Source organism: Collinsella sp. OM08-14AT, from assembly GCF_003438115.1.
GTDB lineage: Bacteria > Actinomycetota > Coriobacteriia > Coriobacteriales > Coriobacteriaceae > Collinsella.
Genome location: NZ_QSTE01000002.1, coordinates 111,982 through 136,094, shown reverse-complemented (window position 1 = coordinate 136,094; position 24,113 = coordinate 111,982). Strand labels below are relative to the sequence as shown.

Below are 24,113 nucleotides of genomic sequence, written 5' to 3'. Positions count from 1 at the left end.
TTTTCAATTAACTGTTACGCGCAAACAGCAAAATGCTACTATCTAACATGCACGTAAGAAAGCAGATTAACGGTTAAGGCTAAGAAGTGGCAGGTATGTCGGAAGCAACAAGGACTCGCACGCATGCGCCCGAGGTTAGGCAGCGCGCCGTCGAGGTCCTCCAAGAGGGGGTCGGTCATCGCGCCCTCGCCGCGGAGCTCGGCATTCCCCAGGCCACGGCTCGTCAGTGGGCCCGCGCATATGCCGTGGGCGGTGCCGACGCCGTTCTCAACGCCGGTTCGCATCATCACACCTATTCGTACGAAGTTAAGCTCGCCGTGGTCAAGGACCGCTTGGAAAACGGCTTAACGGTTCGCGAGGCCATGATCAAGCACAAGATTCCTAGCGAGTCTTCGGTCAAGGCTTGGTGCCGTCAGTACCGCGAGAGCGGTGAGTCCGCACTGGTCGATAAGCCGCGCGTTAAAAAGGCGGAATAGCAAACGGGATGGTGCACCCACAGGGGCGCATTTTTCTTGCCGCCCCTCTGCTCCAATGCGGGCGTGCCCTTACCCCGTACGCCTAAAACTCCCCAGTTGACCGAAAACCCGCCGCCGCTACTCCTCAATTGAGCTATAACGTTAAACAATTGCAGCGTTTTAGCATGGGGGAGTGATGGTATGACGCTACTGTATTTCCTTACCCTGTTTCCGCTGGTACTGGCGCTGGGCATGCTGCTCGCGCGCGGTGACCGCGCCCGCGATGCGGCGGGGCTCATAGGCTCCGGCATTATTATGGCGGTGACAGTTGTAGTCGCCGTCATGTTTTTTGGCACGGGTCCGCAGAGCTTTGAGGTTGCCCCCGGCACCTCGCATGTGCTCTCGATCATCAGTTCCGTTATCGACGTCATCCTGTGCGCTGTCATCCTGTACAACGCGTACAAATATAGGAACGCGCTCACCACGGTGCTCGGCATAGTCCAGCTGGTGGGCTCGCTCGCCTTTGCAGCCATGACGCTGCCCGCGGCCGAAGCCGTCACGGCAACGCCACTCTACCTGGACTACATGAGCGTGATCATGGTCCTCGCCGTCGGCATCGTTGGCAGTCTAATCTGCTTGTATGCCCTGGGCTACATGAAGGACTTCCAGGCCCATGACGAGCACGAGGCCGCGCTGCGCGGGCAGACCGCGCCCGACCGTCGCCCGCAGTTCCTGGCGCTCATGTTCCTGTTCCTCTCGGCCATGTTCGTCATCGTGACGAGCGACAACCTTGAGTGGCTGTTCTGCGGCTGGGAAATCACCACCGTGTGTTCGTTCCTTATGATTGGCTACACGCGTACGCCCGAGGCCATCAAGAACGCCTTTACCCAAATCATCCTCAACATGCTGGGCGGCATCGCGTTTTTGGCCGGACTTATGTATCTGCACGTTAACGGCATGCCGCTGACCATCTCGGGCATGATCGAGCTTTCCGGCACCGGAACCGCGCAGTCCGCGCTGCTGGTGATGCCGGTCATCCTGTTGTCGCTCGCCGCGCTCACCAAGGCCGCACAGATGCCGTTCCACACTTGGCTGTTGGGTGCCATGGTTGCACCCACTCCCACGAGCGCCCTGCTGCACTCGTCAACCATGGTCAAAGCCGGCGTGTTCCTGATGGTCAAGCTGAGCCCACTCTATGCCATCTACCCCGTGACCGGCTTTATGGTCACGAGTGTGGGTGCCATCACGTTTTTGCTCGCTGCACTCATGGCCATCTCGCAGAGCAACGCCAAACGCGTGCTCGCGTACTCCACCATTTCCAACTTGGGCCTCATCAGTGCCTGCTTGGGTGTCGGCGCGCCCGAGGCCGTATGGGCGGCCATCTTCCTGATCTTGTTCCACACGGTGGCCAAGTCGCTGCTGTTCCTGTGCGTGGGCACGGCCGAGCATCATATCGGCAGCCGCAATATCGAGGACATGGACGGCATGTTCAGCCGCATGCCGCACCTGACGCGTCTGATGATGCTGGGCATTATGGGCATGTTTGTGGCGCCGTTTGGCATGCTCGTGTCCAAGTGGGGCGCCCTGGTGGCGTTTGCGCAGACCGGCAACGTGCTCATGATCATGGTGCTTGCCTTTGGCTCGGCCGCGACGTTTTACTTCTGGGGCAAGTGGCTTGCCAAGCTTTCGGGCGTCGACCCCACGGCTCAAAACGTTGAGGTCAATGTCCATAAGACCGAATGGATGGCCCTCAACACCATCGCCGCGCTGCTGATTCTGTGCTGCGTGGCGTTTCCGGTTATCTCGAGCGGTCTGGTGTCGCCTTACTTGGCCATGGTGTTTGGCCGCGTGCCGTACGTTATTGGCAAGGACGCCATGTATCTGATGGTGGTTATCGTGGCTTTTATCGCCGTGGTGCTGCTGACGTCATTCCGCGTGAGCAACAAACCGCACGTCAACGTGTACCTTTCGGGCGTGGGAACCGACAAATATCGCCATTTCCGCGGCTCGATGGGACACGAGGTGAAGGCCGAAAAGCGCAATTGGTACTCGGAGGACGCCCTTGGCGAGAAGCGTATTGGCCCCGCGGGTAGCGTCGTATGCTGCAGCATTATCTTGTTTGCGCTGCTGTGTTGCGCATGGATTGGGCCCGAGCGGCTTGCCATGAGCGCGCCCTCGGTGCTGCGCGGCAAGTATTTCGAAGGTTCGGGCGTCGTGGGCATCTTTATTGGCACCGTGGCGTTTGCCTTGCTGGCGCCGCTTGCGGGCGGCTTGATCGACGGCATCGACCGCAAACTTTCGGCTCGCATGCAGGGCCGCGTGGGCCCGCGCCTGCTGCAGCCCTTCTACGACGTTGCCAAGCTGCTGCGCAAGGCCCCTGCCAGCGTAAACACCATGGACGATACCTATATGGCGTGCGCGCTCATCTTTACCGTCGTGGGCGGCGGCATCTTTGTGTCGGGCTCCAACACGCTGCTGTGCGCTTTTATGGTTACGCTCGCCGCGATCTTTGTGGTGCTGGCGTCCGCCTCGACGCAAAGCCCGTTTGCCCAGGTCGGTGCCGACCGCGAGTTGCTGCAGGTCATGAGCTACGAGCCCGCCGTTCTGCTGATGAGCGTGGGCCTGTACCTTGCCACCGATAGCTTTGATTCCATCGCCGTGACCGGACAGTCGGCGCCCATCATCGTGTACAGCGCGCCCATTTTCTTGGCGCTGCTTGCGGTGCTCACCATCAAGCTACGCAAGTCGCCGTTCGACCTTTCGTACTCGCATCACGCGCATCAGGAGATTGTCCAGGGCGTCGCCACCGAGATGAGCGGCGGCACGCTGGCCAAGATGACCCTTATGCACTGGTGTGAGACCGTGCTGTTTTTGATGTGGGTGGGCATGTTCTTTGTTTGGGACAACCCGGTGAGCTGGGTCGTAGCCCTGGTCGTGATGGCCGCGACGTATTTTGTCGAGGTGCTGATCGACAACACCTTCGCACGCAGCACCTGGCGCAGCTGCTTTAAGCTCGGCTGGGGCGTGGCGCTGGTGTTTGGCCTGCTCAACCTTATGCCCATCCTCGTCGACGTGTTTATTTAGGAGGCGGCATCCATGGATCATAAAATGTCGCGCTCGCCGTGGGTTATTCATTACGACGGCTCGAGCTGCAACGGATGCGATATCGAGGTGCTGGCCTCGCTCACGCCGCTGTTCGATGCGGAGCGCTTTGGCGTGGTCAACACCGGCAACCCCAAGCATGCGGATATCTTTTTGGTGACGGGGTCGGTCAATGCCCAGAACCTGCCCGTCGTGCGTCAGATTTACAACCAGATGCTCGAGCCCAAGTGCGTGGTGGCCTGCGGTATCTGCGCATGCTCGGGCGGCGTATTCCGCGATGCCTACAACGTGATCGGCGGCGTGGACCGCGCGATTCCCGTGGACGTGTACGCGCCCGGGTGCGCCATTCGCCCCGAGACGGTGATCGATGCCATCGTGGAGGCGTGCGGCATCCTGGACCAGAAGGAGACCGTGTTGCGCGCCGGTGGCGATCCGCTCACCGTGGGCGGTGCCGCTACCTGGGACGGTGGCGTTGAGCTGGGCGAGGACGGGTTTGTGGCTGCGGGGGCCGGGACTGACGGTGCCGGTGACGCGCCTGCCGGGAAGCCTGCTGCGCCCGCCGCTGGCGACGCACCTGCTGAGACGCCCGCCGCTGCAAAGGAGGCCGAGTAATGCAAAAGGCTATCTATACCACCGTCGGGATCGACAAGCTCCTGTCGCATGTCCAGGCGCTCAAGGGCGTCGGCGCGCGCTTTGTGCAAATGCATGCCGAGCGCAACGTCGACGACGGCTCGTATCGCTTGGTCTATACGTTTATCAACGTCCGTGCTGCTCAGGAGCATATTGCGCAGGACGGCAGCTATGCGATCGAGAACCTGGTGGTCGAGGGCATCGACCAGTACCAGGAGATTCCGTCCATCAGCTCGTATTACCCCGCGGTGTTCCCGTTTGAAAATGAGGCCCACGACCTGTTTGGTCTTGCCATCACCGACATGCAGATCGACTTTAAGGGCTTTTTCTACCAGGTCTCGACTGCCGAACCCATGAGCGTCATCACGCCCGAGGTGAAGGCTGCGCGCGAGAAGGCCATGAAAGTCCGCGCGGCCGCCGAGGCCAAGGCGCGCAAGGCCGCGGCCGAGAAGGCCGCCGCGGCTGCGGCTGCTGCGGGGGAGGGTGCCGCGGGTGCCGGCGATGCTGCGGGCACTGCCGCTGCTCAGCCCGCTGCTGCTGCCGGCTCCGATGCCCAGCATGACGATGCCGCTGCGAAGGCCGCGCTCGAGGCCGCCGAGATGGAGGCAAAGCTCGCCGCCATGGATCCCGAGAAAGCGGCCAAGGTCCGTGCGGCGCTTGCCGCCAAGGCCGCCCGCGACAAGCAGAAAAAGGAGGCGTAAGGTCCATGGCTCATCGCTCCGTAATTCCGTTTGGCCCGCAGCACCCGGTGCTGCCCGAGCCGCTTCATCTGGACCTGGTGATCGAGGACGACCGCGTCATCGAGGCAATTCCGCAGATCGGCTTTGTGCACCGCGGACTCGAGAAGCTCACCGAAAAGCGCGACATGCACCAGTTTGGCTACATCGCCGAGCGCATCTGCGGCATTTGCGCCGTGGGCCACAGCTACGGCTATGCCAGCGCCTGCGAGCGCATGCTCGACATCGAGGTGCCCGGCCGCGTGCAGTATATCCGCACTATTTTGCACGAGCTTTCGCGCATCCACTCGCACCTGCTGTGGCTGGGCCTGCTCGCCGATGCCTTTGGCTTCGAGGCGCTGTTCTATCGGTCGTGGACCCTGCGCGAGCAGATTCTCAAGATCTTCGAGAGCACGTGCGGTGGCCGCGTGATCCTTTCGATTAACGAGATCGGCGGCCTAAAGCACGACATTGAGGACTCCGAGCTGGCTGGCATTGTCCAGACGCTCGATGCCATGCGTCCCGACTACGAGGCCCTGGTGCATACGTTTTTGGACGACGTCAGCTGTGGCGAGCGCCTGCATGGCGTGGGCGTGATCAGCAAGAAGGACGCGCTGGATCTGTCGATGGTCGGCCCGTTTGGGCGCGCCTCGGGCGTGGACTACGACGTGCGCATGTTTAGCGACGGTGCCTATGCGGACCTGGCTGCGTTTGAGCCGGTTGTCGCCACCGATGGCGATTGCTATGCCCGCTGCCAGGTGCGCTGTGCCGAGGTCACGCAGGCCATGGACATCATTAAGGAGCTTGTGGGCAAGATTCCGCACGACGGGATCGGCGGGCGCACCAAGCTTACGCCGGCCGACGGCGCACGCGGCGAGGTTGTGATTGAGCAGCCGCGCGGCGAGGCGTATTACTATGTGCGCGGTAACGGCACCAAGAACCTGGACCGCTTCCGCGTGCGCACGCCGACGTCGCAGAACCTGGCGGGTCTGACACATGCGCTGCAGGGCGTGCTCCTTGCCAACGTGCCCATGATTATCCTGACCATCGACCCCTGCATTAGCTGCACGGAAAGGTAGGCGCGGCATGAGTTTGCTGACATTTGCCAAGACGGCCTTGGGCTCTATGGTCAAGCAGCCGGTAACGGTGTGCTATCCGCAGGAGAAGCTCGCGGCACCCGAGCGCTTGCGCGGGCATATCGTCAACGACATGGACGCGTGCATCTGCTGCGGCATGTGTGCGCGTCGCTGTCCGGCGGGCGCGCTCGCAGTCGATCGCAAGGGTGGAACGTGGTCGATCGACCCGTATGCCTGCGTGGTGTGCGGTGAGTGCATCGAGAGCTGCCCCAAGCACTGCCTGACTATGGACACCGCCCGCACCCCAGTCGCAGCGGACAAGACTCCCACAGTAGAAACCAAGCCGGAGTAGCGCAGGGGTAGAACTGGAATAGGGGCCGGCGGGGCAAAAATGCCCCGCCGGCCCCGCGCGTGAGCGCGCGGTTGTGCCGCTGCGAACAAAACTATGCCGGTTTACTACGACGAATTCGACATTCCCGACCATGACTGCATTTTTCTAAATATCGCAAGCGTTCTACCTGCGGTTTTGCAAGCGCTCAATTTGCCGTGATCGAAGGTGGGCGATTCATCGTAGTAAACCGACATAGTTTTGAAATGGCATTAAATCGGTAACAGCCATTTTACTCTGCCGGGGCGGTCAATCTTCGGGCAACTGCCCTCGCAGGTAGGCGATGGCGATCTGCGTACGGTTGCGCAGGTCCATTTTGGCCAGGATCGAGCTGATGTGGTTGCGCACGGTGCCTTCGCCCATGTAGGCTGTGGCGGCGATCTCCCTGTTGTCGAGACCGCGGGCGATGAGCTCGGCGACTTCGAACTCGCGGTCGGTCAGACCGGCAAAGGCCGCGGGCCGGCGGGTCGCACCGGCTTCAGCGTCCGCCCCATCAAAGTCGACATCCTCGATCGCCTTACCCTCGAGCACGCGTTTACCGTCCATGACCTGCGCCAACGCCGGTGGAATGGCGGAGACATCGGTTTTGATCAGATAGCCGCGGGCGCCCAGTTTAAGCGCCGACACAATGTACTCGTCATCCGAGAATGTCGTCAGAAACACCACGCGCGCCGCAGGGTCGCGCTCAAGGATCTCGCGTGCCGCCGAAAGTCCGTCGCGCCCCGGCATCTGAATGTCGAGCAGCGCGATGTCGGGCGTGTGCTCAGCGTAGAGCGCGACCGCGTCGTCGCCATTGGCGCCGGTACCCACCACCTCGATCTGCGGCTGGGCGCCTAGGATAATCTTGAGTGAATCGACTACCAAGTGGTCGTCATCGACAACTATGAGCCTCATCGGTCCTCATCTCCTTGCTGTTTGGGAACGGTGGCAAACACGCGCCAGCCGCCGGCGCCGGCGCGCGGACCGGCGGTGAAGGTGCCGCCAAGCGCCTCGATGCGCTCGCGCATGGAGACGAGCCCCATGCCCTCCGCGGCGCCACGGCCGATTGCTTGGACCCCGCCCACGCCATCGTCGGTAACGATGAGCTGGTAAAACGACGGATGCTCCATGCATCGTGCGGTGACGGTCTGGGCGCAAGCGTGGCGCATGGTGTTGGAGAGCGCCTCGCGCAGGACCGCCGCAAAGCAGTTGGCGACGTTGGCGGGCGCATGCTCGGCCAAAACTTCAAGCTCAATCTGTGGGCCGCTGTCCGAGCGTACGCCTTCAACGATGCGCTCGAGCTGCACGGAGAGGTTGGTTGCATTGTCGTTGAGCGCGTGGACGCTGGCGCGCACGAGCTGGAGCGCCTCGTCAACCGTGCGTTTGACATCGGCGAAATCGGCGGCGACGCCGGGCTCGTTGGCGTGGACCACGCGCAAGGCTTCGGTTTGGAGCGAAGCGCGCGTGAGCTGGTGGCCCACGTTATCGTGGATCTCGCGCGCGATGCGGGCGCGTTCGGCGAGCGTTGCGAGCTCGACTTCGTAGTCCTGGCGGTCGGCGAGGTCGCGGTTGCGTGCCTCGAGTACCAGGGCGCGTTCTTGCAGCTTGTCGCGGGTGCGACGCATGCGATCCTGTTCGCGCTCCAGCTGCGCGGTGCGCAGCGACAGCAACGTGGCAGCGATCGAAAGGATGGCGGTTAGCAACAGCGTTCGGGTGGTGAGCACGCCGCCACGAAGGTCCGCGACAAGCGCGCAGACAAACACGGCGCCAATCGCCAGCGCGGGCCAGATGCGTTCACGGCGCACGCGTCGCGCGATGTCATAGAAGGCAAGGGGTGCGAACGGCATAAATGGCGGCACGAAGACGGCAGCGATGATGTAAGCGTAGCTCGCGGCCTCGCTCGCGCGATGGGCGTGTTCTTCTCGTGCGACTTCCGACGCCGAGGTGGCCATAACGCCAAGGCAAAACGCCACAACCAGACGAGCGTCCACGGCAAGACCCATGGCGGCCGCAATACAGCACGCCAGCACAATCGATTTGTCGAAAAGCCTGTTCATACGGGTATTGTACGCGATGCTGCGCGCGGGGGAGGCGCCGCCCGGGGCAACCGTGACATTCCTCCCGCGCGGCAAAGCGGCGTCGATCGCTCGCGCGAGCGGGGGTTTCGCCTCTGCCCCCTCGCACTCGTGACAAAGCTCACTGGTGCGCGCCGTCCTCTCCTGCGATGATGCAATCGTACCGGGCCACGACCAACAGAAGGGCCGCCTCATGACAGATATCGTCCACGTCGAAAACCTCGTCAAGCGCTACGACGATCTTATCGCGCTCGACCACTTTAACCTGAGTATTGCCCCTGGCGAGATCTTTGGCCTGCTGGGCCCCAACGGCTCGGGCAAGACCACGTCCATCAACTGCATCCTGCAGCTGCTCGCTTACGACAAGGGCACCATCGAGCTGTTCGGCGAGCCCATGACGCCCACCCGCTACGACCTTAAGCGTCGCGTCGGCGTGGTGCCACAGCAGGTGGCGGTGTTTGACGAGCTCACCGTGCGCGAAAACATCGACTATTTCTGCAGCCTCTACGTCAACGACCGCAAGCGCCGCCGCGCGCTGGTGGACGAGGCGATCGACTTTGTCGGCTTGGGCGACTTTACCAAGTTTCGCCCCGGAAAGCTCTCGGGCGGCTTGGCACGCCGTCTCAACATTGCCTGCGGCATCGCGCACAAGCCCGAGCTCATCTTCTTTGACGAGCCCACAGTGGCAGTCGATCCGCAGAGCCGCAACGCCATTCTGGAGGGCATCTGCCGCCTGCGCGACGAGGGCGCCACGGTGGTGTATACCAGCCATTACATGGAGGAGGTCGAGCAGATCTGCAGCCGCATCATGATCATGGACGGCGGCCGCGTGCTGGCGCAGGGCACCAACGACGAGCTCAAGCGCATGATTCAGATGGGCGAGCGCGTGACCGTCGAGGTCGGCGCCGTCGAGCCCGCCACGGTCGAGCGGCTGCGCGCTCTGGAGCACGTGCTTTCGGTTGAGCTGTCCGGCGGCGAGCTCATCTGCACCTGCGAGGCGAGCCCACATAATCTGGTCGACATCCTTGACACGCTGCGCGCCGCCGACGTGGCACTCGGTCGCGTGTGGAGCGAGCCGCCGACCCTCAACGACGTGTTCCTCGAGATCACCGGCCGCGAGCTACGCGACTAGGGGGCAGCCATGATCAACACCATCATTATCACGGTCAAGACGCTGCTGCGCCGGCCGAGCACATGGGTCTGGGGCGCGCTCTTTCCCATTGCGCTTTCCACGATGTTCATGTTTATGTTTGCGAACCTCAGCTCCGACGGCAAGGTCGATCCGGTGCCGGTAGCCGTTGTCGCCGACGAGGCCTGGGACGCTTCGACCTTTAAGGACGTGGCGACGTCGCTTGCCAAGGAGGGCGACGACCAGCTGCTTAAGATCCACGAGTGCGACGACGCGGCCGAGGCGAACCATGCGCTCAAGTCCGGCGAGGTTGCGGGCGTCTACACGGTCGACGACGCGGGCGCGCCCAAGCTTACGTTGCTTTCGAGCTACGATAGCTCGCGCGCCAGTACGGTGCTCACCGACCGCAGCATCCTGGAGACGGTGGCGAGCTCGTATACGCAAAATGCCGAGCTCATGCGCCAGATTGCCCAGGACAACCCGGCGGCGCTCGCCGACCCGGAGGCGGTTGCGCGCGCCCTGTCGCTTAAGGGCGGCACTCGCCGCGTGAGCCTTACGCGCACCACGCCCGACGGTACGACCATCTACTATTACGCGCTCTTTGGCCTGGTCGCGATGATGTCTTCCGAGTTTGCGGCCCTGGCCGTCGTCGATCTGCAGCCCAATCTGTCCGGCCTTGGCGCGCGCCGCTGCGTGGGCGGCGTCTCCAAGACGGCGTCGCTGGCCGGCATTTTTGTCGGCTCGTGGCTGGTTTCCTTTGCATCGATGGCGGTTGCGATCGGCTACGTGCGCCTGGTCGTGGGCGTCGACTTTGGCGGGCGCGAGGGGTTGTGCCTGCTGGGCGGGGCTGCATCCGCGCTTGCCGCCACGGGCCTGGGGCTTTTTGTGGGCACGCTTCCCGTTAAGGGCGGCAAGGCATCCAAGTCGGGCATCCTCACGGGCTTTGCCACCACGTGCGCCCTGTTCGCCGGCCTCTACGGCGAGCCGGCGATGGCGCTTGCCGACGACGTCGCCCGCGCTTGTCCGGTCGAGTGCTGGCTCAACCCCGTCAAGCTCATCTGCGACATGTTCAATCGCCTGTATTTCTTTGAGGACCTGGGGCCCTTCGCTGTTCGCGCCGGCGCGCTCGTCCTGATGGCCCTGGTGTTTGTCGCCGCCGCTACGCTGATCTTTGGAAGGAGCCGCTATGAGCACCTTTAAGACCGCGCTTCGCATGGCGCTGGCGCACCCGTTTTACCTGCTCATCTATACGGTGTTCATCTCGCTCATGGGCGTATTCATCGCGGCTTCGGTGAGCTGGAACTCGTCGCAGCTTACCGAGTACAAGCCCTACGACACCAACGTGATCGTGGTCGACCGCGACAATAGCGACCTTTCGCGGGCACTTACCAAGCACCTGGGCTCACGCTTTGACCTGGTCACGGGCGTCGGCGACGACACGTACGACCTTGCGGATGCGCTCGCCAAGAGCAACAGCGCCAAGGGCAGCGCCGATTGCGTGTTCTTTATCCCGGAGGGGTTTGAGGACGATCTTGTTGCAGCCGCCCGCGCGGGGGAGGCCCTGCCCAAACTCGACGTGACGTACGGCTCCGGCACCATGGCGGCAGCGCTTTCGTCTGCCGAGGCCTCGCGCTGGATCTCGCTTGCGGGTGCTGCGGCGGCACTTGAGCCAGCTGCTTCCGACAGCGATGTCGCCAAAGCTGCCGAGCATGCCGCTGCAAAGCGCGCGGAGGTCCAGATCGAACAGGTCAAGGTCGACTCGACTGCCGCCGCCACGCTCGAATCGTACTTCAATTTTGGCGCGTACGCGATCATCTCGTCGGTCATCGTGTCGGTGGGATTGGTGTTCTCGGGCATGAATGAGCCCGAGCGCGTGCGTCGTATGGATGCCGGCCCAATCCCCGAGCGCCAGCGTTCGCTCGCTGTGTTCGCGGCCGCCGCCGTGCTCACCGTCTGCATCTGGCTCGTGTCGAGCATGATGGGCGTCGTGGGCTTTGCCAGCGCGGTTGCCGAGGTCGGCGTGGGTCGCGTGTGCCTGGCGCTGGCGGCAACGTTTGCCCTGGCGTGCACGCCGCTGGCCGTTGGCTTTACGCTGTCGAGCCTGGGCGCGCGCGAGGAGCTGCTCAACGGTGTGGGCAACCTGCTCGGCATGCTCATGACGTTTTTGGGCGGCGCCTGGATGCCGCTGTCGCTCATGGGCTCGGCCGTGCAGACGGTGGCGCACTTTGTGCCGACGTATTGGGTGAACGACGCGATCGGCAAGGCGCTCGCCGCGGACCTGACGTCCACCGTGCTGGGCGACATCGCCTGCGATCTGGGCGTCACGGTGCTCTTTGCCGCGGCCATCGCCGCCGTAGGCCTAGCCCTCGCGCACAACAAATCCCACGCCTAGCCACCTAGTCATTGGGGACGTTCTTAAACGACTGGTCGCTGGGGACAGTCTTTGCCGATTCGCCGGCTCGCCGGCCGGGCTGGCAAGGACTGTCCCAATATGTCGGCACTTGGGGACGTTCCTTTCCTGCCGGCACTCATTGGGGACAGACTTAAATGAGCGATTTCACTCATTTAAGTCTGTCCCCAATGAGTAGGTTGGAAAAAATCGCGCCTGTCGCTTAAAAATAGTTCACCTGGGTTTACTATTAGCCTAGAAAAGTAGCTGAAGGCTAACAACGGGGGATAGCATGGCGACAAAGCAAGCCTATGTCCAGGTCAGCGGGCTCAGGAAACACTACGGCGACGGTGATGCGCGCCTGACGGTACTCGATGGCATCGACACGTCCATCAACCGCGGCGAGATCTGCGTCATGCTGGGGCCCTCGGGCTCGGGCAAGTCGACCTTTCTCAACCTGATCGGCGGCCTGGAGGATGCCGACGGTGGTTCCATCATGGTGGACGGCTGCGACCTTACGGTGCTCAAGCCCGCCGATCTGGGCGAGTACCGACGTCGCGAGCTGGGTTTTGTCTTCCAGTTCTACAACCTGGTGCCCGACCTTACCATCAAGGAAAACATCGAGGTCACGGCGCACCTGTCCAAAAACCCGCTCAATGTCGACGACCTGCTGCGTTCGCTGGGCCTCTACGAGCACCGCAACAAGTTCCCGCGCCAGGTCTCGGGCGGCCAACAGCAGCGTTGCGCCATCGGCCGCGCACTCGTCAAAAACCCGGGCTTGCTGCTGTGCGACGAGCCCACCGGCGCGCTCGACTACAAGACATCCAAGGAAATCTTGCAGCTCATGGAGGATGTTAACCGCACCTACGGCTGCACCATCATCATCGTCACCCACAACGCCGCCATCGCCCGCATGGCCAACCGCGTGCTGCGCCTGCGCGACGGCCGCATCGTCGAGGATGAGCTCAACGAGTCGCCCGTTGCGGCCGCCGAGCTCGATTGGTAGGCGATGCCATGACACCTCTCGCAAAGCGACTCCCGCGCGAGCTGCGCCGCAATATCGGCAAGTACCTGGGCATCTTTTTGCTTATGTGCGGGAGCATCGCTCTCACCTCGGGCTTTTTGCTCGCGGCGCATTCCATCGGTTGCCTTATCGACGACATGCGCGATGCGTACACGATTGAGGACGGCCGCGTGACTACCTCCTTCGAGGCTACCGACGACCAGCTCAAGGCAGCCGAGGATGCAGCCGACGACGTCGGCGGCGTCACGCTCTACAAGAATTTCTCCATCGACGCCATCATCAAAAAGACCGCCGGCGACGACGGCACCAAGCGCACGTTGCGCACCTATGCGCACCGCACCAAGGTCGATATCGCGTCCTACTGCGAAGGCAAGCAGCCCAAGACGGACGATGAGGTGGCTATCGACCGCGTTTTTGCCACCAACAACGACCTTGTCGTGGGCGATAAGGTTGAGCTTGAGGGCCGCACCTACACCATCTGCGGCATCATGACCCAGCCCGATAGCCAGGCGCTGTTCCTCAACAATTCGGACTTTACGGTGAACACCATCACCTATGGTGTGGCCGAGGTCACCGACGCCGGCTTTGCCGCGCTCGAGGATGCCGGCGGCGCGCCTGCCTACACGTACTCCTTTACCTTTAACGACCGCGACCTCCCCACCGCGAATCGCATCGATGCGGAGCAGGATATGGTCGAGGCGCTGACCGATGCCGATGCGCGCGTGGACGATCTGATCGACGCCGATTCCAACCAGGGTATTGGCTACGCGCGCGACGACGTAGACGGCGACTCCATGATGTGGATGACGTTGCTCGACATCATCATCGTGATCATGGCATTTGTCTTTGTGGTGCTCACCGACGCCACCATCGAGGAGGAGAGCGCCATCATCGGCACGCTGCTCGCCAGCGGCTATCGCCGCCGCGAGATTGTGCTGCACTACCTCGCGCTTCCCGCCATCGTGGGCGTGCTCGCGGCGCTTTTGGGTACCGCGCTCGGCGTTGCGTTCTTTACCGAGCCCATGCGCGGCCTCTATTACGGTTCGTATAGCCTGCCTCCCTTCCAGGTGTACTGGAGCTGGGAGATCTTCGTGAAGTGCGCCGTGGTTCCCGCCGCCGCGCTCATCCTCATTACGCTGGTGGGCCTGCTCCGCAAGATGGGCAAGACGCCGTTGCAGTTCCTTCGTCACGAGGCGAGCGGTAAGTCGGGTACCAAGCGCGGTCTGCAGCTGCCGGAACGCATGGGCTTTGTCTCCCGCTTCCGTCTGCGCGTTTTCCTGCGCAACCTGGGCAACTTCGCCACGCTCTTCGTGGGCATTGCGTTTGCGTCGCTGCTACTGCTCTTTGGCCTGGCGATTCTGCCCACGATGACGCACTATGCGGACAACCTGGAGACGAGCCTGGTCGCCGAGCACCAGTACACACTCAAGGCTCCGCTAGAGCTCGAGGGCACTGCCGAGGAGCGCGAGCAATGGTCGGCACTCGAGCGCTTGCAGTCGGTTGACGGCGCGCTGCTTTCTGCCGCTCAGGATGCCGATGACGAGCTTGACGACGCGGCCGATGCCGCGCAGACGGCAGCCGATGCCGCGACCGCATCTCCGTCTGCCGAGAGCCTGACTGCAGCGCAGGATGCGCTTGCTAAGGTCAAGGACAAGAAGGATGCGCTCTACGCACGCCTCGACGATCTTGCCGATGCCCTCGGCTGCGACCGCGATGAGGCTATCGACCTGATCGACAAGGCCTCTAAGATCGACACTGACAACGACGATATCCACCCGGTCAATACGACCGACAACGGCGCGGGCGCAATCGCGCAGGCCGAGAAATACGCCGTTTACCAGCTGCAATACGACCGTGGCGATGGTAATGGCGAGGAGACGATTTCCGTCTACGGCATTTCATCCGATTCGCGTTATTGGAAAGACCTCGACGTCGGCGATGGGCGCGTCGTCTTTGGCGGCGGTCTGCTCGATAAGTTTGGCTGGAGCGAGGGTCAGAAGGTCACGCTCAGCGACAAGTACGAGGGCGAGCATTATTCCCTTGAGTACGCGGGCAAGGACTGCATCTGGGGTTCAAAGTCGGACATGAATATCTATATGAGCATCGATGACTTTAACGAGCTGTTCGGCAACGACGCCGCCTACTTTAACGGCTATGTGAGCGACGAGAAGCTCGACCTCGATGCTCGTTACTTTGCCGGTGACACCACGCCCGACGACATGCGCGCCGTGGGTGACCAGTTCATCGGCATGATGAGCAAAATGATCGGCATGATGGTCGGGCTCGCGGTGTTTATCTTCCTGCTGTTTATGTACCTGCTGACCAAGGCGGTGATCGACCACAGCGCCCGTTCGATCAGCTACATGAAAGTCTTTGGCTATCGCGATAGCGAGATCTCGCATCTGTACATCCGCTCGATCACGCTGTGCGTGGCGGCGTCGCTCGTGCTGAGCCTGCCGGTCATTATTGGCTCGCTCACGGCCATCTTCCGCTCGATGCTGCTCGCCTACAACGGCAATATCGAGATCTACGTGCCCGCTTGGTCCATGGCTGCATGCATCGGCATCGGCTTTGCGACCTACCTGGTCGTGGCGCTGCTGCACACGCGCTCTATCAAGCGCGTCAGCCTGGCCGAAGCCCTCAAGGTGCAGGAGTAGTCATTGGGGACGTTCTTAAACGACTAGTCGTTGGGGACAGTCTTTGCCGGATCGCCGGCTCGCTGGCCGGGCGGCAAGCACTCATTTAAGTCTGTCCCCAATGAGTGCCTAGCGACTCGGCGTTGCGCTTGACTTCAACCCCACTTCAACGGGTACCATCCTCTATGTCTGTAACGCCATATAGACCGAGGGGATAGATCTATGACCGCAACCGCACCCGCAGCACCGGCAAAGGTGTACTTCACCAACCTGCGCACGCATGCTCGCGAGAGCCAGCTCGACAAACTCAAACGCCTCATTCGCCGCGCCGGCATTGAGCAGATCGACTTCGAGAACAAGTTCGTCGCTATCAAGATTCACTTTGGCGAGCTGGGTAACCTGAGCTTTCTGCGCCCAAACTACGCCCGCGCCGTCGCAGACGTCGTGAAGGAGCTGGGCGGCAAACCCTTCCTCACCGACTGCAACACGCTCTATGTGGGCAGCCGCAAAAACGCGCTCGAGCACATCGACACCGCCTACCAGAACGGCTTTACCCCGTATGCCACGGGTTGCCAGATCATCATCGCCGACGGCCTCAAGGGCACCGACGAGGCGCTCGTTCCGGTCGAGGGCGGCGAGTACGTGCGCGAGGCAAAGATCGGCCAGGCACTCATGGACGCCGACATCGTGATTAGCCTCACCCACTTTAAGGGACATGAGCAGGCCGGCTTTGGCGGCGCCATGAAGAACCTGGGTATGGGCGGCGGTAGCCGTGCCGGCAAGATGGAGCAGCACGCCGCTGGCAAGCCGAGCGTCGATACCACCAACTGCGTTGGCTGCCGTGCCTGCGAGAAGATATGCGCGCACAGCGCCATCACGTTTGACGGTACGCGTGAGCGCGAGCTTGCCAACGGCAGCGCTCGCACGGTTCATGTGGCTGCCATCGACCACGATCGCTGCGTGGGCTGCGGACGCTGCATTGCGGCGTGCAACCAGGACTGCATCAAGCCCGACTATGATGCCGCGGCCGACGTACTCAACTACAAGATCGCTGAGTACACCAAGGCCATCGTCGACGGCCGCCCGAGCTTCCACATCTCGCTCGCCATGGACATCAGCCCCAACTGCGACTGCCATCCCGAGAATGACACGCCCATCGTCAACGACATCGGCATGTTCGCGAGCTTCGACCCGGTCGCCATCGACCAGGCCTGCGCCGACGCCGTCCTGGCGTCCGAGCCGCTGCCTAACACCGAGCTTACCGACAGCGCGGCCAAGATGGAGCATAATCACGAGCATCTGGAGGGCGAGCAGGCCAAGGATCCCTTCTGCATCACGCATCCCGACACCGACTGGCGCGCGTGCATCGCGCATGCCGAGAAGATCGGCCTGGGCACGAGCGAGTACGAGCTCATCGAGGTCAAATAGCGCCTAGCTATTGGACATATCAAGCGCTTTTGTAGCGCAACGTTAGTAAAAACCGCCCGTGAGCACAGCGCCCACGGGCGGCTTTTTGGAAGTGCTAGGGGCCAGATAGACCAGTAAACCGTACTATTTGCTTAAAAATTCTTGTCGAGGAACTCGTCGACCGTATTCCAGTAGAGCTCGGGGTCAACTTGCGCGCTCTTGGCGTGGGTGGCGCCATGGATGGTGAGCTTTTGCTTGACCTTGCTGGCGCACACGTCGTAGTTTTGGTCGAGCATGTCGTACGGCACAAAGGTGTCCTGGTCGCCGTGGATGAACAACATGGGAACCGTCGCGTGTTTGAGTTGCTCCACACTGCTCGCCTTATGAAAGTCGTAGCCCGCGCGCACGTTGCACACCAAGTTTGCTACATCGAGCAAGGGAAAACTGGGCAGGCCAAATACATCCTTGAGCTGCAGGGAAAACTCGTCCCAAACGCTTGTATAGCCGCAGTCCTCGATAATGCATTTCACATTTGCGGGCAGAGATTCCCCCGCTACGTTCATGGCAGTCGCCGCGCCCATCGACTCGCCAAAGACCAGGATGCGCGCCTTGGGATCGGCCGCAACAATCCGCCCGATCCACGCGACGACATCGAGTCGCTCGGGCCAGCCCATGCCGATGTAGTCACCGCCGGAACGCTCGTGGGCGCGGGCGGCGGGTGCGAGTACGTTCATGCCGCGGTCGTGGAATCGCTTGACGTATCGGGCCATACCGATGGGCTCGTTGGTATATCCATGCAGGCAGACGGCGTAGTCGTGCGTGCTCTCCGACGCAGCAAAATACCAGGCGGCAAGCTCGGTCCCGTCATCTGCGGTGAGGCTGCTGCTCTCGCGATTCTCTTTAAACCACGCCCGCGCCTCGGTTCCCTCGGCATCCGGCTGCTCACTTTCTTTGCCGTCCTTGCCGTCCTGCATCATCTTCATGGTGTATGGCGCGCGGGGATTCAGCGCGAAGTCAAACAGAAAGTTGCCGGCAAATCCGAGCAGCGCAATGACAACCACCAGCGCAACGACGCCGGCTATCTTGAGCTTTCGATGGGAACGTGCGTTTTGAGACATAAGAAGCTTTCCTATAAGATGTTAATACATCAACATTTAATGCAAGCGCATTATGGACGTTCACCGTTGATGCGTCAACAGGCAAAGAATGGGTAAACAAAGGGTCACGTATGGTGCAAATTTCGCACGCACCCAGACGCTTTGATATAGTGTTGAGAACTCTTTACGTTGGAGGATGTAACCGGCATGTCCGATTCGAGCGACAGTTCCAAGCCGCGACCCAAGGCCGCGGCCGTTCCGCACTACACGGTGGGCGAGGAGATTATGAACTCCGTCACCCATGGTGTCGGCTGCTTGCTGGGTATTGCGGGTCTGGTGCTCCTGATCGTATTCGCTGCACTGCGCGGCGGTGGCCCGGCCCACATGGCCGCGGCAATTGTCTATGGCGTCAGCATCATCCTCGAATACCTAGCCTCCACGCTCTACCATGCGATTCAACCCGCGCGCGCCAAGCGCGTGTTTCGCATCATCGACCACAGCTGCATCTACCTGCTCATAGCCGGCAGCTATACGCCGTTTTGCCTCATCACGCTCGCAAACGACGGCGGCGCTGCGCTGTTCTTCGCCGTATGGGCCATCGCCATTATCGGCATCGCCCTCGAGTGCTTTATGCGCGAGCGCCAGCCGCACTGGGTAAGCGGCCTGGTCTACCTGCTGATGGGCTGGCTCGTTGTCTTTAAGCTGCCCGAGCTCGTGTCGCTGCTCAACCCCGTGGCACTTGCCCTGCTCGCTGTCGGCGGCGTGTGCTATACCGTGGGCGTGCCGTTCTACATCGCCAAAAACGTGCGCTATCTGCATAGTGTGTTTCACCTGTGGGTGCTCGCCGGCAGCATCTTCCAGTTCATGGCGGTGATTCTCTTCGTAATTTAGCGACCACGCCTGCGCGCCCGCGTCCTCGTTTGGGCGCCGGTGCAATTGCCGTATCCGTCATCAACGTTTTGACCTGACGTCCCGAATCTTGGAGGTTCGAGAAACTCCCGATGGACATAACCATCTCCCTTATCACTACCCTCGTTTTGACCCTCATCAACGGCTACTTCTCTATGTCCGAGATGGCGCTCACCACGGCCAAGCGCGCCGTGCTGGAGCATGAGGCCGAGGAAGGCGACAAGCGCGCCGAGCGTGCCATTAAGTTGGCTGCCGACTCCGACCAGCTGCTCGCCACCATCCAGGTCGCCATCACGCTCGTGGGCTTCGCCTCGTCCGCCGTTGCCTCGACGAGCCTGTCCGACCCGCTCGCCACGTGGCTCATGAGCTTTGGCATCGCGCCGCTCTCCGCCATCGCGCGCGGCCTGGCGCCGGTCATCATCACCGTCGCCGTCGCCTTTGTGTCCATCGTGATCGGCGAGCTCGTGCCCAAGCGCATCGGCCTTGCTAACGCCGAGGGCGTATCCAAGCAGGTCGTGGGACCGCTCTCCGTATTCCAAAAGATCGCCCGTCCGCTCGTGTGGCTGACTGGCGCTTGCTCCGATGGCCTGGCCCGCATCTTGCGTATCAAGAGTGCCGACGACCGTCAGAACGTCTCGGAGGAAGAGATCAAGTACATGGTCTCGGAGCAGGACGACCTGCTCGACGAGGAAAAGCGCATGATCCACGAGATCTTCGACCTGGGCGACACCGTTGCCCGCGAGGTCATGGTGCCGCGCGTGGACACCACCATGTGCGAGGACGACGAGACGGTCGCCGACGTGTTGTCCACCATGCGCCAGACCGGCTTCAGCCGCATCCCCGTCTATCACGAGGACCCCGACAACGTCGCGGGCATCGCGCACATCAAGGACCTGATCCAGCCCGCGCTCGATGGCAAGGGCGACCAGCCCATCGCCGGCTTTTTGCGCGACGCCACCTTTGTGCCCGACACCAAGGACATCCTGCCGCTGCTGTCCGAGATGCAGACCTCGCACGACCAGATCGTGGTCGTCGTGGATGAGTACGGCGGCACGGCCGGCATCATCACCATCGAGGACATCGTCGAGGAGATCGTGGGCGAGATCGAGGACGAGTTCGACCCCGACAACAAGTACCTCACGCGCCTTTCGCGCCGCGAGTGGCTCGTCGATGGGCGTTTTTCGTGCGATGACGCGATTGAGCTTGGTTGGCCGCTCGAGGAAAGCGATGATTATGAGACCATCGCCGGCTGGATTTTGGAGCTTTGCGACTCGGTGCCCGACATCGGAGAGGTGTTTGAGGTCGCGGGGTACAAGTTTAAAGTGCAGTCGATGCGTGGCCAGCGCATCTCGCTCATTCGCGTGATCGCTCCGGCCGAAACCGATAAGAAGGATTCCGAGTCTTCGGCAGAGAAGCCGGCGGCGTCGGGTGCGGGCTCTGTGGATCCGCACGATGGCGACGAGTAGGACAAGGAAGAGTAGGGGAGAGTTATGGCAGGCCTGTTCAACATCCTTAAGGTCACCGTCAGCGAGGACAAGATCTGTGCGCATGTGCTGGTGAACCCCGGCATGCCGCTCATGACCTCGGAGGACATCGAGGCCACGGCGCGCGTGTACTACCTGGTACCGGCGATTGCCAAGCACCTGTGCCTGGGCGATTCCGGCCGCGAGTTCCAGGACTGCATGGGTCAGACCGAGCTCTGCCACCTGCTGGAGCACGTGACGGTCGAGCTCATGAACGAGACCGGTCTTGCCGGTAGCATCTCGTGCGGCCGCACGCGCGTAAGCGAGCATGACGAGCGTGTCTTTGAGGTCGAGCTTTCGTGTCCCGACGACGCACTGGCCATCGGTGCGCTGTCGTCGGCCACCTTTATGATGGACTGGGCGTACCTGCACGCCGACCAGCCTGCCCCCGACGTGGAAGGCACGGTCGCGGGCCTGCGCAACCTGGTGCTGGGCATGCGCGCCGAGGCCGAGGGCAAGGATCCTCACGAGGCCGTCGCTGCTGCGAACGGCGAAGATGCTGCCGAGGACGAGGGCGCTGACGAGGGCGATGTGCCGGTCGACGCCGAGCCCGTTGCCGATGCGACCGCCGAGCCCGTTCCCACCGAGCCCCAGGGCGTCCCCAACTTTGACGACGAGCCCCAGGTGGCGATTGATACCGAGGGCGCGGTTGCCGAGAACCACGAGGCCTCCGCTGCCGTCTTTGGCGGTGCGGCGACGGTTCCGGCAGGACCTGCGCATGAGGGCGGCCTGCCACTCGTGGACGGCGCCGGCGAGGACCCGGGTGCCACGGTGGCCATGCCGGCTATGCCTCAGGAGTAGGCCTACGCGTTTATCACCATCACGTACCTGCGCCTTTGCCGTACGCAGATGAGCGGAGCGGCAAGTGATGCGCTGCGGGTATAATGGACAGCATTCAAACGGTGGGCACCGACGTGCCCGCAGGAGAGGAATGATCATGGGTAAGACTTTCAGCTTTGTCTCCGGCGCACTTTTTGGTGCCGCTGCCGGCGCTATTATCGGTGTTGCTCTGGCCCCGCGCTCGGGCGCCGAGACCCGCGCCATGGCTGCCGATATCGCCAACGACGCCTGGGACAATATGCGCGACACCTACGAGCACAGCGCCGAGGAGGCCCGTGCTGCGGTGAATGACTTTGGCCCGATGGTCGACGCCAAGACCGACGACCTGCGCGCCAAGGTCGACCTGGCCCGCGAGCGCATGGACCAGCTGCGCGAGCAGCTCAACGACGCCATTTCGGGTGGCAACGTGACGCCTGCCGCCGACGTCATGGTCGAGAACGCCGTCGAGGCTGATGCCGAGGCTGCGGAGCCCTCGACCGAGGCATAATGCGCGCCGGGGATTTTGTCGGCGCCAAGATCTATCGCAAGCCTGCCGAGGACAAGCGCACCAAAAAGGACGGCACGCCGCGCAGCCCTAAAAAGCTCGGAAAGATTCACTTTCCGGTCTTTACCCCGGGCGGTACGCGCGTGGTCGGCTTTATGGTCCGCCAGTCCGATATCGCGGGCATGATCGAGCGTCCCGACCGATTCGTAGCGCTCGACGCCATTGGTGTCTACGAGGGCGCCATCGCGGTTGACGACGTCAAGGGCACCTACGATACCGCTGCGGCCAAGCGCCTCGACATCAACCTGGACGATTGCATCATCTGGGTCGGTATGGACGTGCGCACGGAATCGGGCGACGTCGTGGGCTATTGCTCGGACGTTGAGTTCAAGCCGCGCTCGGGCATCGTGCAGGCATTCTATGTGACCGCCGGCGCTGCTTCGAGTGTTTTGGTTGGTGACACGCAGGTGCCGCCGACGATGCTGCGCGGCTACGAGAACGGCGCGATGGTCGTCTCGGACGAGGTCAAGTCGCTCGGGTATTCGGGCGGTGCGGCTGCCAAGGCCGCCGAGGCCAGCGTCGTGGTGGGCGACAAGGTCAAAAAGGGCGCCAAGGTGCTCGATGACAAGGGATCGGTCGCCGTGGACAAGGGCAGCCGCGCACTGGGCAAGCAGCTCGGCAAGACGCGCGGTATGTTCAAGGCCTTTAAGGACGAATACCAAAAGGCGAGCGGAGGCTCGTCAAAAGCTACAAAATAGCGACGTACCAAATGATGGGAGGCAAGCCGGAGACCTGTTGCTCCGGCTTGCTGTGTTTATGGGGGAGGGCACATGCGCCAAAACGGATCCAACTTAAACGGGCGTTCGGGTGCGCGTCCGACGGCGCGCCGCGACCTGGGGCAGCTGCCCAGCGGTCAGCGCCGCCGTCACCGTAAGCCCGGCGCGATGTATCTCAACCATAGCCGCGGCTTTAGCGATCGCAGCGCGCGCATCGGCAACAGCCGCACACCCCGTCGTTCGTCTCGCCTGCCCTACGCGCTCATCGCCGTGGGTTGCGCGCTCGTGCTGTTTATCGCTGCCGTCGTGGGCTACGTCAACCGCAGTGTGGACGTGGAGCTCAACGGCCAGAAGACAGCGGTGCGTGTGGGCTCTACGCTGCAGAATCTCATCGACGACCAGGAGTTGACTGACACCTACGACGCAGGCGACCTGCTGGCCGTCGATGACAGCGTGCTCAAGCGCCATGGGGGCGAAAAGCTGTCGGTGAAGGTCGACGGCAAGCGCGTGAAGCAGGGCAAATGGGATAGCCGCGAACTTGAGGGCGGCGAGAAGGTGACGGTCAAGGATGGCCGTAACACCTACGAGAAGCACGAGGTTCAGGCTACGGTTATCGAGCCCAAGCTCAAGGTCGAGGGTACGGGCGCTATCGAGTATGTGCAGACGTGGGGTGTCCAGGGCCGCTCCGAGGTGTGGGTCGGCGAGCAATCGGGCAAGACACAGGACCGCGGCGAGGTCGTGCCCGCCACCGATTGCGTCGTTGCGTGCGCCAGCGTGGCGCCCAAGGGCAACAAAAAGTACGTGGCGCTGACGTTTGACGAGGGTCCGAGCAGCGCTACCAAGCAGATCTTGCAGGTACTCAAGGAAAAGGGCGTCACCGCGACGTTCTTCCTGTCGGGCGATGCGGCCGAGGCATCGCCTGCCACGGCCAAGGCGATTGTCGATGCCGGGTGCGAGATCGGATCCAACAGCTACAGCGACGATTCGCTCAAGGGTCAGGACCGTGAGGCGGTACGCGAACAGATCACGAAAGGCACCGATGCGATTAAGTCGGCGACCGGCGTGAAGACGATGCTGCTGCGTGCTCCCTACGCTGCCTTTGACGAGCAAAACTGGATTGATGCGATGGACCTGGTCTCCGCCGTGGTCTCGTGGAATATTGACTCGGGCGACTGGCTGCTCAACGGTGCCGACGAGCAGGTCTCGACGGTGCTCGATTCGGTGACGCCGGGCAATATCGTGCTGCTCACCGATAGAGACGAATGCGCCGAGCAGACGCTCGAGGCGCTGCCGCAGATTATCGACGGCCTCATTGCCGACGGCTACAAGATCGTGACGCTCAGCGACCTGGTCAAGACGGACGCGTCGCTGAGCAAAAAGCTCACCTCGCTGACGAAGGTCACCATGCCCAAGGATGCCGTGTTCCCCCAACTTGCCGAGGACAACGACACCACAGAGTAGTTATTGGGTAGTCATTT

At 62.1% G+C, this 24,113-nt stretch carries 21 protein-coding genes; 18 read left to right on the top strand and 3 right to left on the bottom strand.

Translation table 11 applies throughout. The features are described from left to right. Positions 1–95 precede the first annotated feature (95 nt). The 6 genes from DXC18_RS02065 (at position 96) to DXC18_RS02040 (ending at position 6,331) form a co-directional block, all read left to right on the top strand. Positions 96–476, top strand: a complete 381-nt coding sequence (locus DXC18_RS02065; protein ID WP_117716179.1) for a helix-turn-helix domain-containing protein — start codon at positions 96–98, stop codon at positions 474–476. Positions 477–656: 180 nt separating this feature from the next. Continuing rightward, entirely contained in the window at positions 657–3,539 is a 2,883-nt protein-coding gene (locus tag DXC18_RS02060; RefSeq protein ID WP_117630033.1) for a proton-conducting transporter membrane subunit, read from the top strand. 12 nt (positions 3,540–3,551) lie between these two features. Further along, entirely contained in the window at positions 3,552–4,169 is a 618-nt protein-coding gene (locus tag DXC18_RS02055; RefSeq protein ID WP_117630032.1) for an NADH-quinone oxidoreductase subunit B family protein, read from the top strand. Next, complete coding sequence (locus tag DXC18_RS10395; RefSeq protein WP_158551697.1) at positions 4,169–4,888, top strand: NADH-quinone oxidoreductase subunit C; 720 nt, start codon at positions 4,169–4,171, stop codon at positions 4,886–4,888. Before DXC18_RS02055 ends, DXC18_RS10395 begins: the two co-directional genes overlap by 1 nt. 5 nt (positions 4,889–4,893) lie before the next feature. After that, positions 4,894–5,982: a nickel-dependent hydrogenase large subunit gene (locus DXC18_RS02045; protein WP_117630031.1), complete on the top strand. Its 1,089-nt coding sequence runs from the start codon at positions 4,894–4,896 to the stop codon at positions 5,980–5,982. Between the two features lie 7 nt (positions 5,983–5,989). Next, the gene (locus DXC18_RS02040) at positions 5,990–6,331 is read left to right on the top strand and encodes a 4Fe-4S dicluster domain-containing protein (protein WP_117630030.1); all 342 of its coding nucleotides are present in this window, start codon (positions 5,990–5,992) and stop codon (positions 6,329–6,331) included. A gap of 285 nt (positions 6,332–6,616) precedes the next feature. Here DXC18_RS02040 and DXC18_RS02035 read toward each other — a convergent pair whose 3' ends face one another. Together DXC18_RS02035 and DXC18_RS02030 are read right to left on the bottom strand one after the other, a co-directional pair. Next, on the bottom strand, positions 6,617–7,261 hold the full coding sequence (locus tag DXC18_RS02035) for a response regulator transcription factor (RefSeq protein WP_117630029.1): 645 nt from the start codon (positions 7,259–7,261) through the stop codon (positions 6,617–6,619). After that, positions 7,258–8,403 carry a sensor histidine kinase gene (locus DXC18_RS02030; RefSeq protein WP_158551696.1) on the bottom strand — a complete coding sequence of 382 codons (1,146 nt, stop codon included), beginning with the start codon at positions 8,401–8,403 and terminating at the stop codon, positions 7,258–7,260. The genes DXC18_RS02035 and DXC18_RS02030 overlap by 4 nt, the downstream gene beginning before the upstream one ends. Before the next feature lie 211 nt (positions 8,404–8,614). Here DXC18_RS02030 and DXC18_RS02025 point away from each other — a divergent pair, with 211 nt between their 5' ends. From DXC18_RS02025 to DXC18_RS02000, 6 genes are all read left to right on the top strand, one after another. Beyond that, a complete protein-coding gene (locus tag DXC18_RS02025) occupies positions 8,615–9,553 on the top strand; it encodes an ABC transporter ATP-binding protein (RefSeq protein WP_117630027.1) in 939 nt (312 codons plus the stop codon). A 9-nt stretch (positions 9,554–9,562) separates the two neighbouring features. Further along, positions 9,563–10,750 (top strand): ABC transporter permease, encoded by a 1,188-nt coding sequence (locus DXC18_RS02020; protein WP_117716178.1) that lies wholly within the window; start codon positions 9,563–9,565, stop codon positions 10,748–10,750. After that, positions 10,737–11,942 carry an ABC transporter permease gene (locus tag DXC18_RS02015; RefSeq protein WP_117564067.1) on the top strand — a complete coding sequence of 402 codons (1,206 nt, stop codon included), beginning with the start codon at positions 10,737–10,739 and terminating at the stop codon, positions 11,940–11,942. The genes DXC18_RS02020 and DXC18_RS02015 overlap by 14 nt, the downstream gene beginning before the upstream one ends. Before the next feature lie 289 nt (positions 11,943–12,231). Next, complete coding sequence (locus DXC18_RS02010; RefSeq protein WP_117583673.1) at positions 12,232–12,945, top strand: ABC transporter ATP-binding protein; 714 nt, start codon at positions 12,232–12,234, stop codon at positions 12,943–12,945. A gap of 8 nt (positions 12,946–12,953) precedes the next feature. Beyond that, positions 12,954–15,620: an ABC transporter permease gene (locus DXC18_RS02005; RefSeq protein ID WP_117716177.1), complete on the top strand. Its 2,667-nt coding sequence runs from the start codon at positions 12,954–12,956 to the stop codon at positions 15,618–15,620. A 201-nt stretch (positions 15,621–15,821) separates the two neighbouring features. Next, positions 15,822–17,027: a DUF362 domain-containing protein gene (locus DXC18_RS02000; protein ID WP_117716176.1), complete on the top strand. Its 1,206-nt coding sequence runs from the start codon at positions 15,822–15,824 to the stop codon at positions 17,025–17,027. 131 nt (positions 17,028–17,158) lie between these two features. Here the strand turns inward: DXC18_RS02000 and DXC18_RS01995 are convergent, their stop codons facing one another. Continuing rightward, the gene (locus DXC18_RS01995) at positions 17,159–18,124 is read right to left on the bottom strand and encodes an alpha/beta hydrolase (protein ID WP_117630021.1); all 966 of its coding nucleotides are present in this window, start codon (positions 18,122–18,124) and stop codon (positions 17,159–17,161) included. Positions 18,125–18,310: 186 nt separating this feature from the next. Between DXC18_RS01995 and DXC18_RS01990 the strand changes: the two genes are divergently transcribed. The 6 genes from DXC18_RS01990 to DXC18_RS01965 all read left to right on the top strand — a co-directional run bounded on the left by DXC18_RS01990 (position 18,311) and on the right by DXC18_RS01965 (position 24,096). Beyond that, positions 18,311–18,994 (top strand): hemolysin III family protein, encoded by a 684-nt coding sequence (locus DXC18_RS01990; protein ID WP_197032173.1) that lies wholly within the window; start codon positions 18,311–18,313, stop codon positions 18,992–18,994. Between the two features lie 110 nt (positions 18,995–19,104). Continuing rightward, positions 19,105–20,478 (top strand): hemolysin family protein, encoded by a 1,374-nt coding sequence (locus tag DXC18_RS01985; RefSeq protein WP_117716175.1) that lies wholly within the window; start codon positions 19,105–19,107, stop codon positions 20,476–20,478. Between the two features lie 24 nt (positions 20,479–20,502). Continuing rightward, positions 20,503–21,336: a hypothetical protein gene (locus DXC18_RS10635; RefSeq protein ID WP_233504106.1), complete on the top strand. Its 834-nt coding sequence runs from the start codon at positions 20,503–20,505 to the stop codon at positions 21,334–21,336. 136 nt (positions 21,337–21,472) lie between these two features. Continuing rightward, positions 21,473–21,862 (top strand): YtxH domain-containing protein, encoded by a 390-nt coding sequence (locus DXC18_RS01975; RefSeq protein ID WP_117716231.1) that lies wholly within the window; start codon positions 21,473–21,475, stop codon positions 21,860–21,862. Further along, a complete protein-coding gene (locus DXC18_RS01970; RefSeq protein ID WP_117716174.1) occupies positions 21,862–22,617 on the top strand; it encodes a PRC-barrel domain containing protein in 756 nt (251 codons plus the stop codon). Before DXC18_RS01975 ends, DXC18_RS01970 begins: the two co-directional genes overlap by 1 nt. A gap of 72 nt (positions 22,618–22,689) precedes the next feature. Next, on the top strand, positions 22,690–24,096 hold the full coding sequence (locus tag DXC18_RS01965) for a polysaccharide deacetylase family protein (RefSeq protein ID WP_233502315.1): 1,407 nt from the start codon (positions 22,690–22,692) through the stop codon (positions 24,094–24,096). The last annotated feature ends 17 nt before the right edge of the window (positions 24,097–24,113 follow it).

Coding starts and splice junctions, on each gene's coding strand:
- DXC18_RS02065 (WP_117716179.1), top strand. CDS start 96: ATGTCGGAAGCAACAAGGACTCGCACGCATGCGCCCGAGGTTAGGCAG.
- DXC18_RS02060 (WP_117630033.1), top strand. CDS start 657: ATGACGCTACTGTATTTCCTTACCCTGTTTCCGCTGGTACTGGCGCTG.
- DXC18_RS02055 (WP_117630032.1), top strand. CDS start 3,552: ATGGATCATAAAATGTCGCGCTCGCCGTGGGTTATTCATTACGACGGC.
- DXC18_RS10395 (WP_158551697.1), top strand. CDS start 4,169: ATGCAAAAGGCTATCTATACCACCGTCGGGATCGACAAGCTCCTGTCG.
- DXC18_RS02045 (WP_117630031.1), top strand. CDS start 4,894: ATGGCTCATCGCTCCGTAATTCCGTTTGGCCCGCAGCACCCGGTGCTG.
- DXC18_RS02040 (WP_117630030.1), top strand. CDS start 5,990: ATGAGTTTGCTGACATTTGCCAAGACGGCCTTGGGCTCTATGGTCAAG.
- DXC18_RS02035 (WP_117630029.1), bottom strand. CDS start 7,261: ATGAGGCTCATAGTTGTCGATGACGACCACTTGGTAGTCGATTCACTC.
- DXC18_RS02030 (WP_158551696.1), bottom strand. CDS start 8,403: ATGAACAGGCTTTTCGACAAATCGATTGTGCTGGCGTGCTGTATTGCG.
- DXC18_RS02025 (WP_117630027.1), top strand. CDS start 8,615: ATGACAGATATCGTCCACGTCGAAAACCTCGTCAAGCGCTACGACGAT.
- DXC18_RS02020 (WP_117716178.1), top strand. CDS start 9,563: ATGATCAACACCATCATTATCACGGTCAAGACGCTGCTGCGCCGGCCG.
- DXC18_RS02015 (WP_117564067.1), top strand. CDS start 10,737: ATGAGCACCTTTAAGACCGCGCTTCGCATGGCGCTGGCGCACCCGTTT.
- DXC18_RS02010 (WP_117583673.1), top strand. CDS start 12,232: ATGGCGACAAAGCAAGCCTATGTCCAGGTCAGCGGGCTCAGGAAACAC.
- DXC18_RS02005 (WP_117716177.1), top strand. CDS start 12,954: ATGACACCTCTCGCAAAGCGACTCCCGCGCGAGCTGCGCCGCAATATC.
- DXC18_RS02000 (WP_117716176.1), top strand. CDS start 15,822: ATGACCGCAACCGCACCCGCAGCACCGGCAAAGGTGTACTTCACCAAC.
- DXC18_RS01995 (WP_117630021.1), bottom strand. CDS start 18,124: ATGTCTCAAAACGCACGTTCCCATCGAAAGCTCAAGATAGCCGGCGTC.
- DXC18_RS01990 (WP_197032173.1), top strand. CDS start 18,311: ATGTCCGATTCGAGCGACAGTTCCAAGCCGCGACCCAAGGCCGCGGCC.
- DXC18_RS01985 (WP_117716175.1), top strand. CDS start 19,105: ATGGACATAACCATCTCCCTTATCACTACCCTCGTTTTGACCCTCATC.
- DXC18_RS10635 (WP_233504106.1), top strand. CDS start 20,503: ATGGCAGGCCTGTTCAACATCCTTAAGGTCACCGTCAGCGAGGACAAG.
- DXC18_RS01975 (WP_117716231.1), top strand. CDS start 21,473: ATGGGTAAGACTTTCAGCTTTGTCTCCGGCGCACTTTTTGGTGCCGCT.
- DXC18_RS01970 (WP_117716174.1), top strand. CDS start 21,862: ATGCGCGCCGGGGATTTTGTCGGCGCCAAGATCTATCGCAAGCCTGCC.
- DXC18_RS01965 (WP_233502315.1), top strand. CDS start 22,690: ATGCGCCAAAACGGATCCAACTTAAACGGGCGTTCGGGTGCGCGTCCG.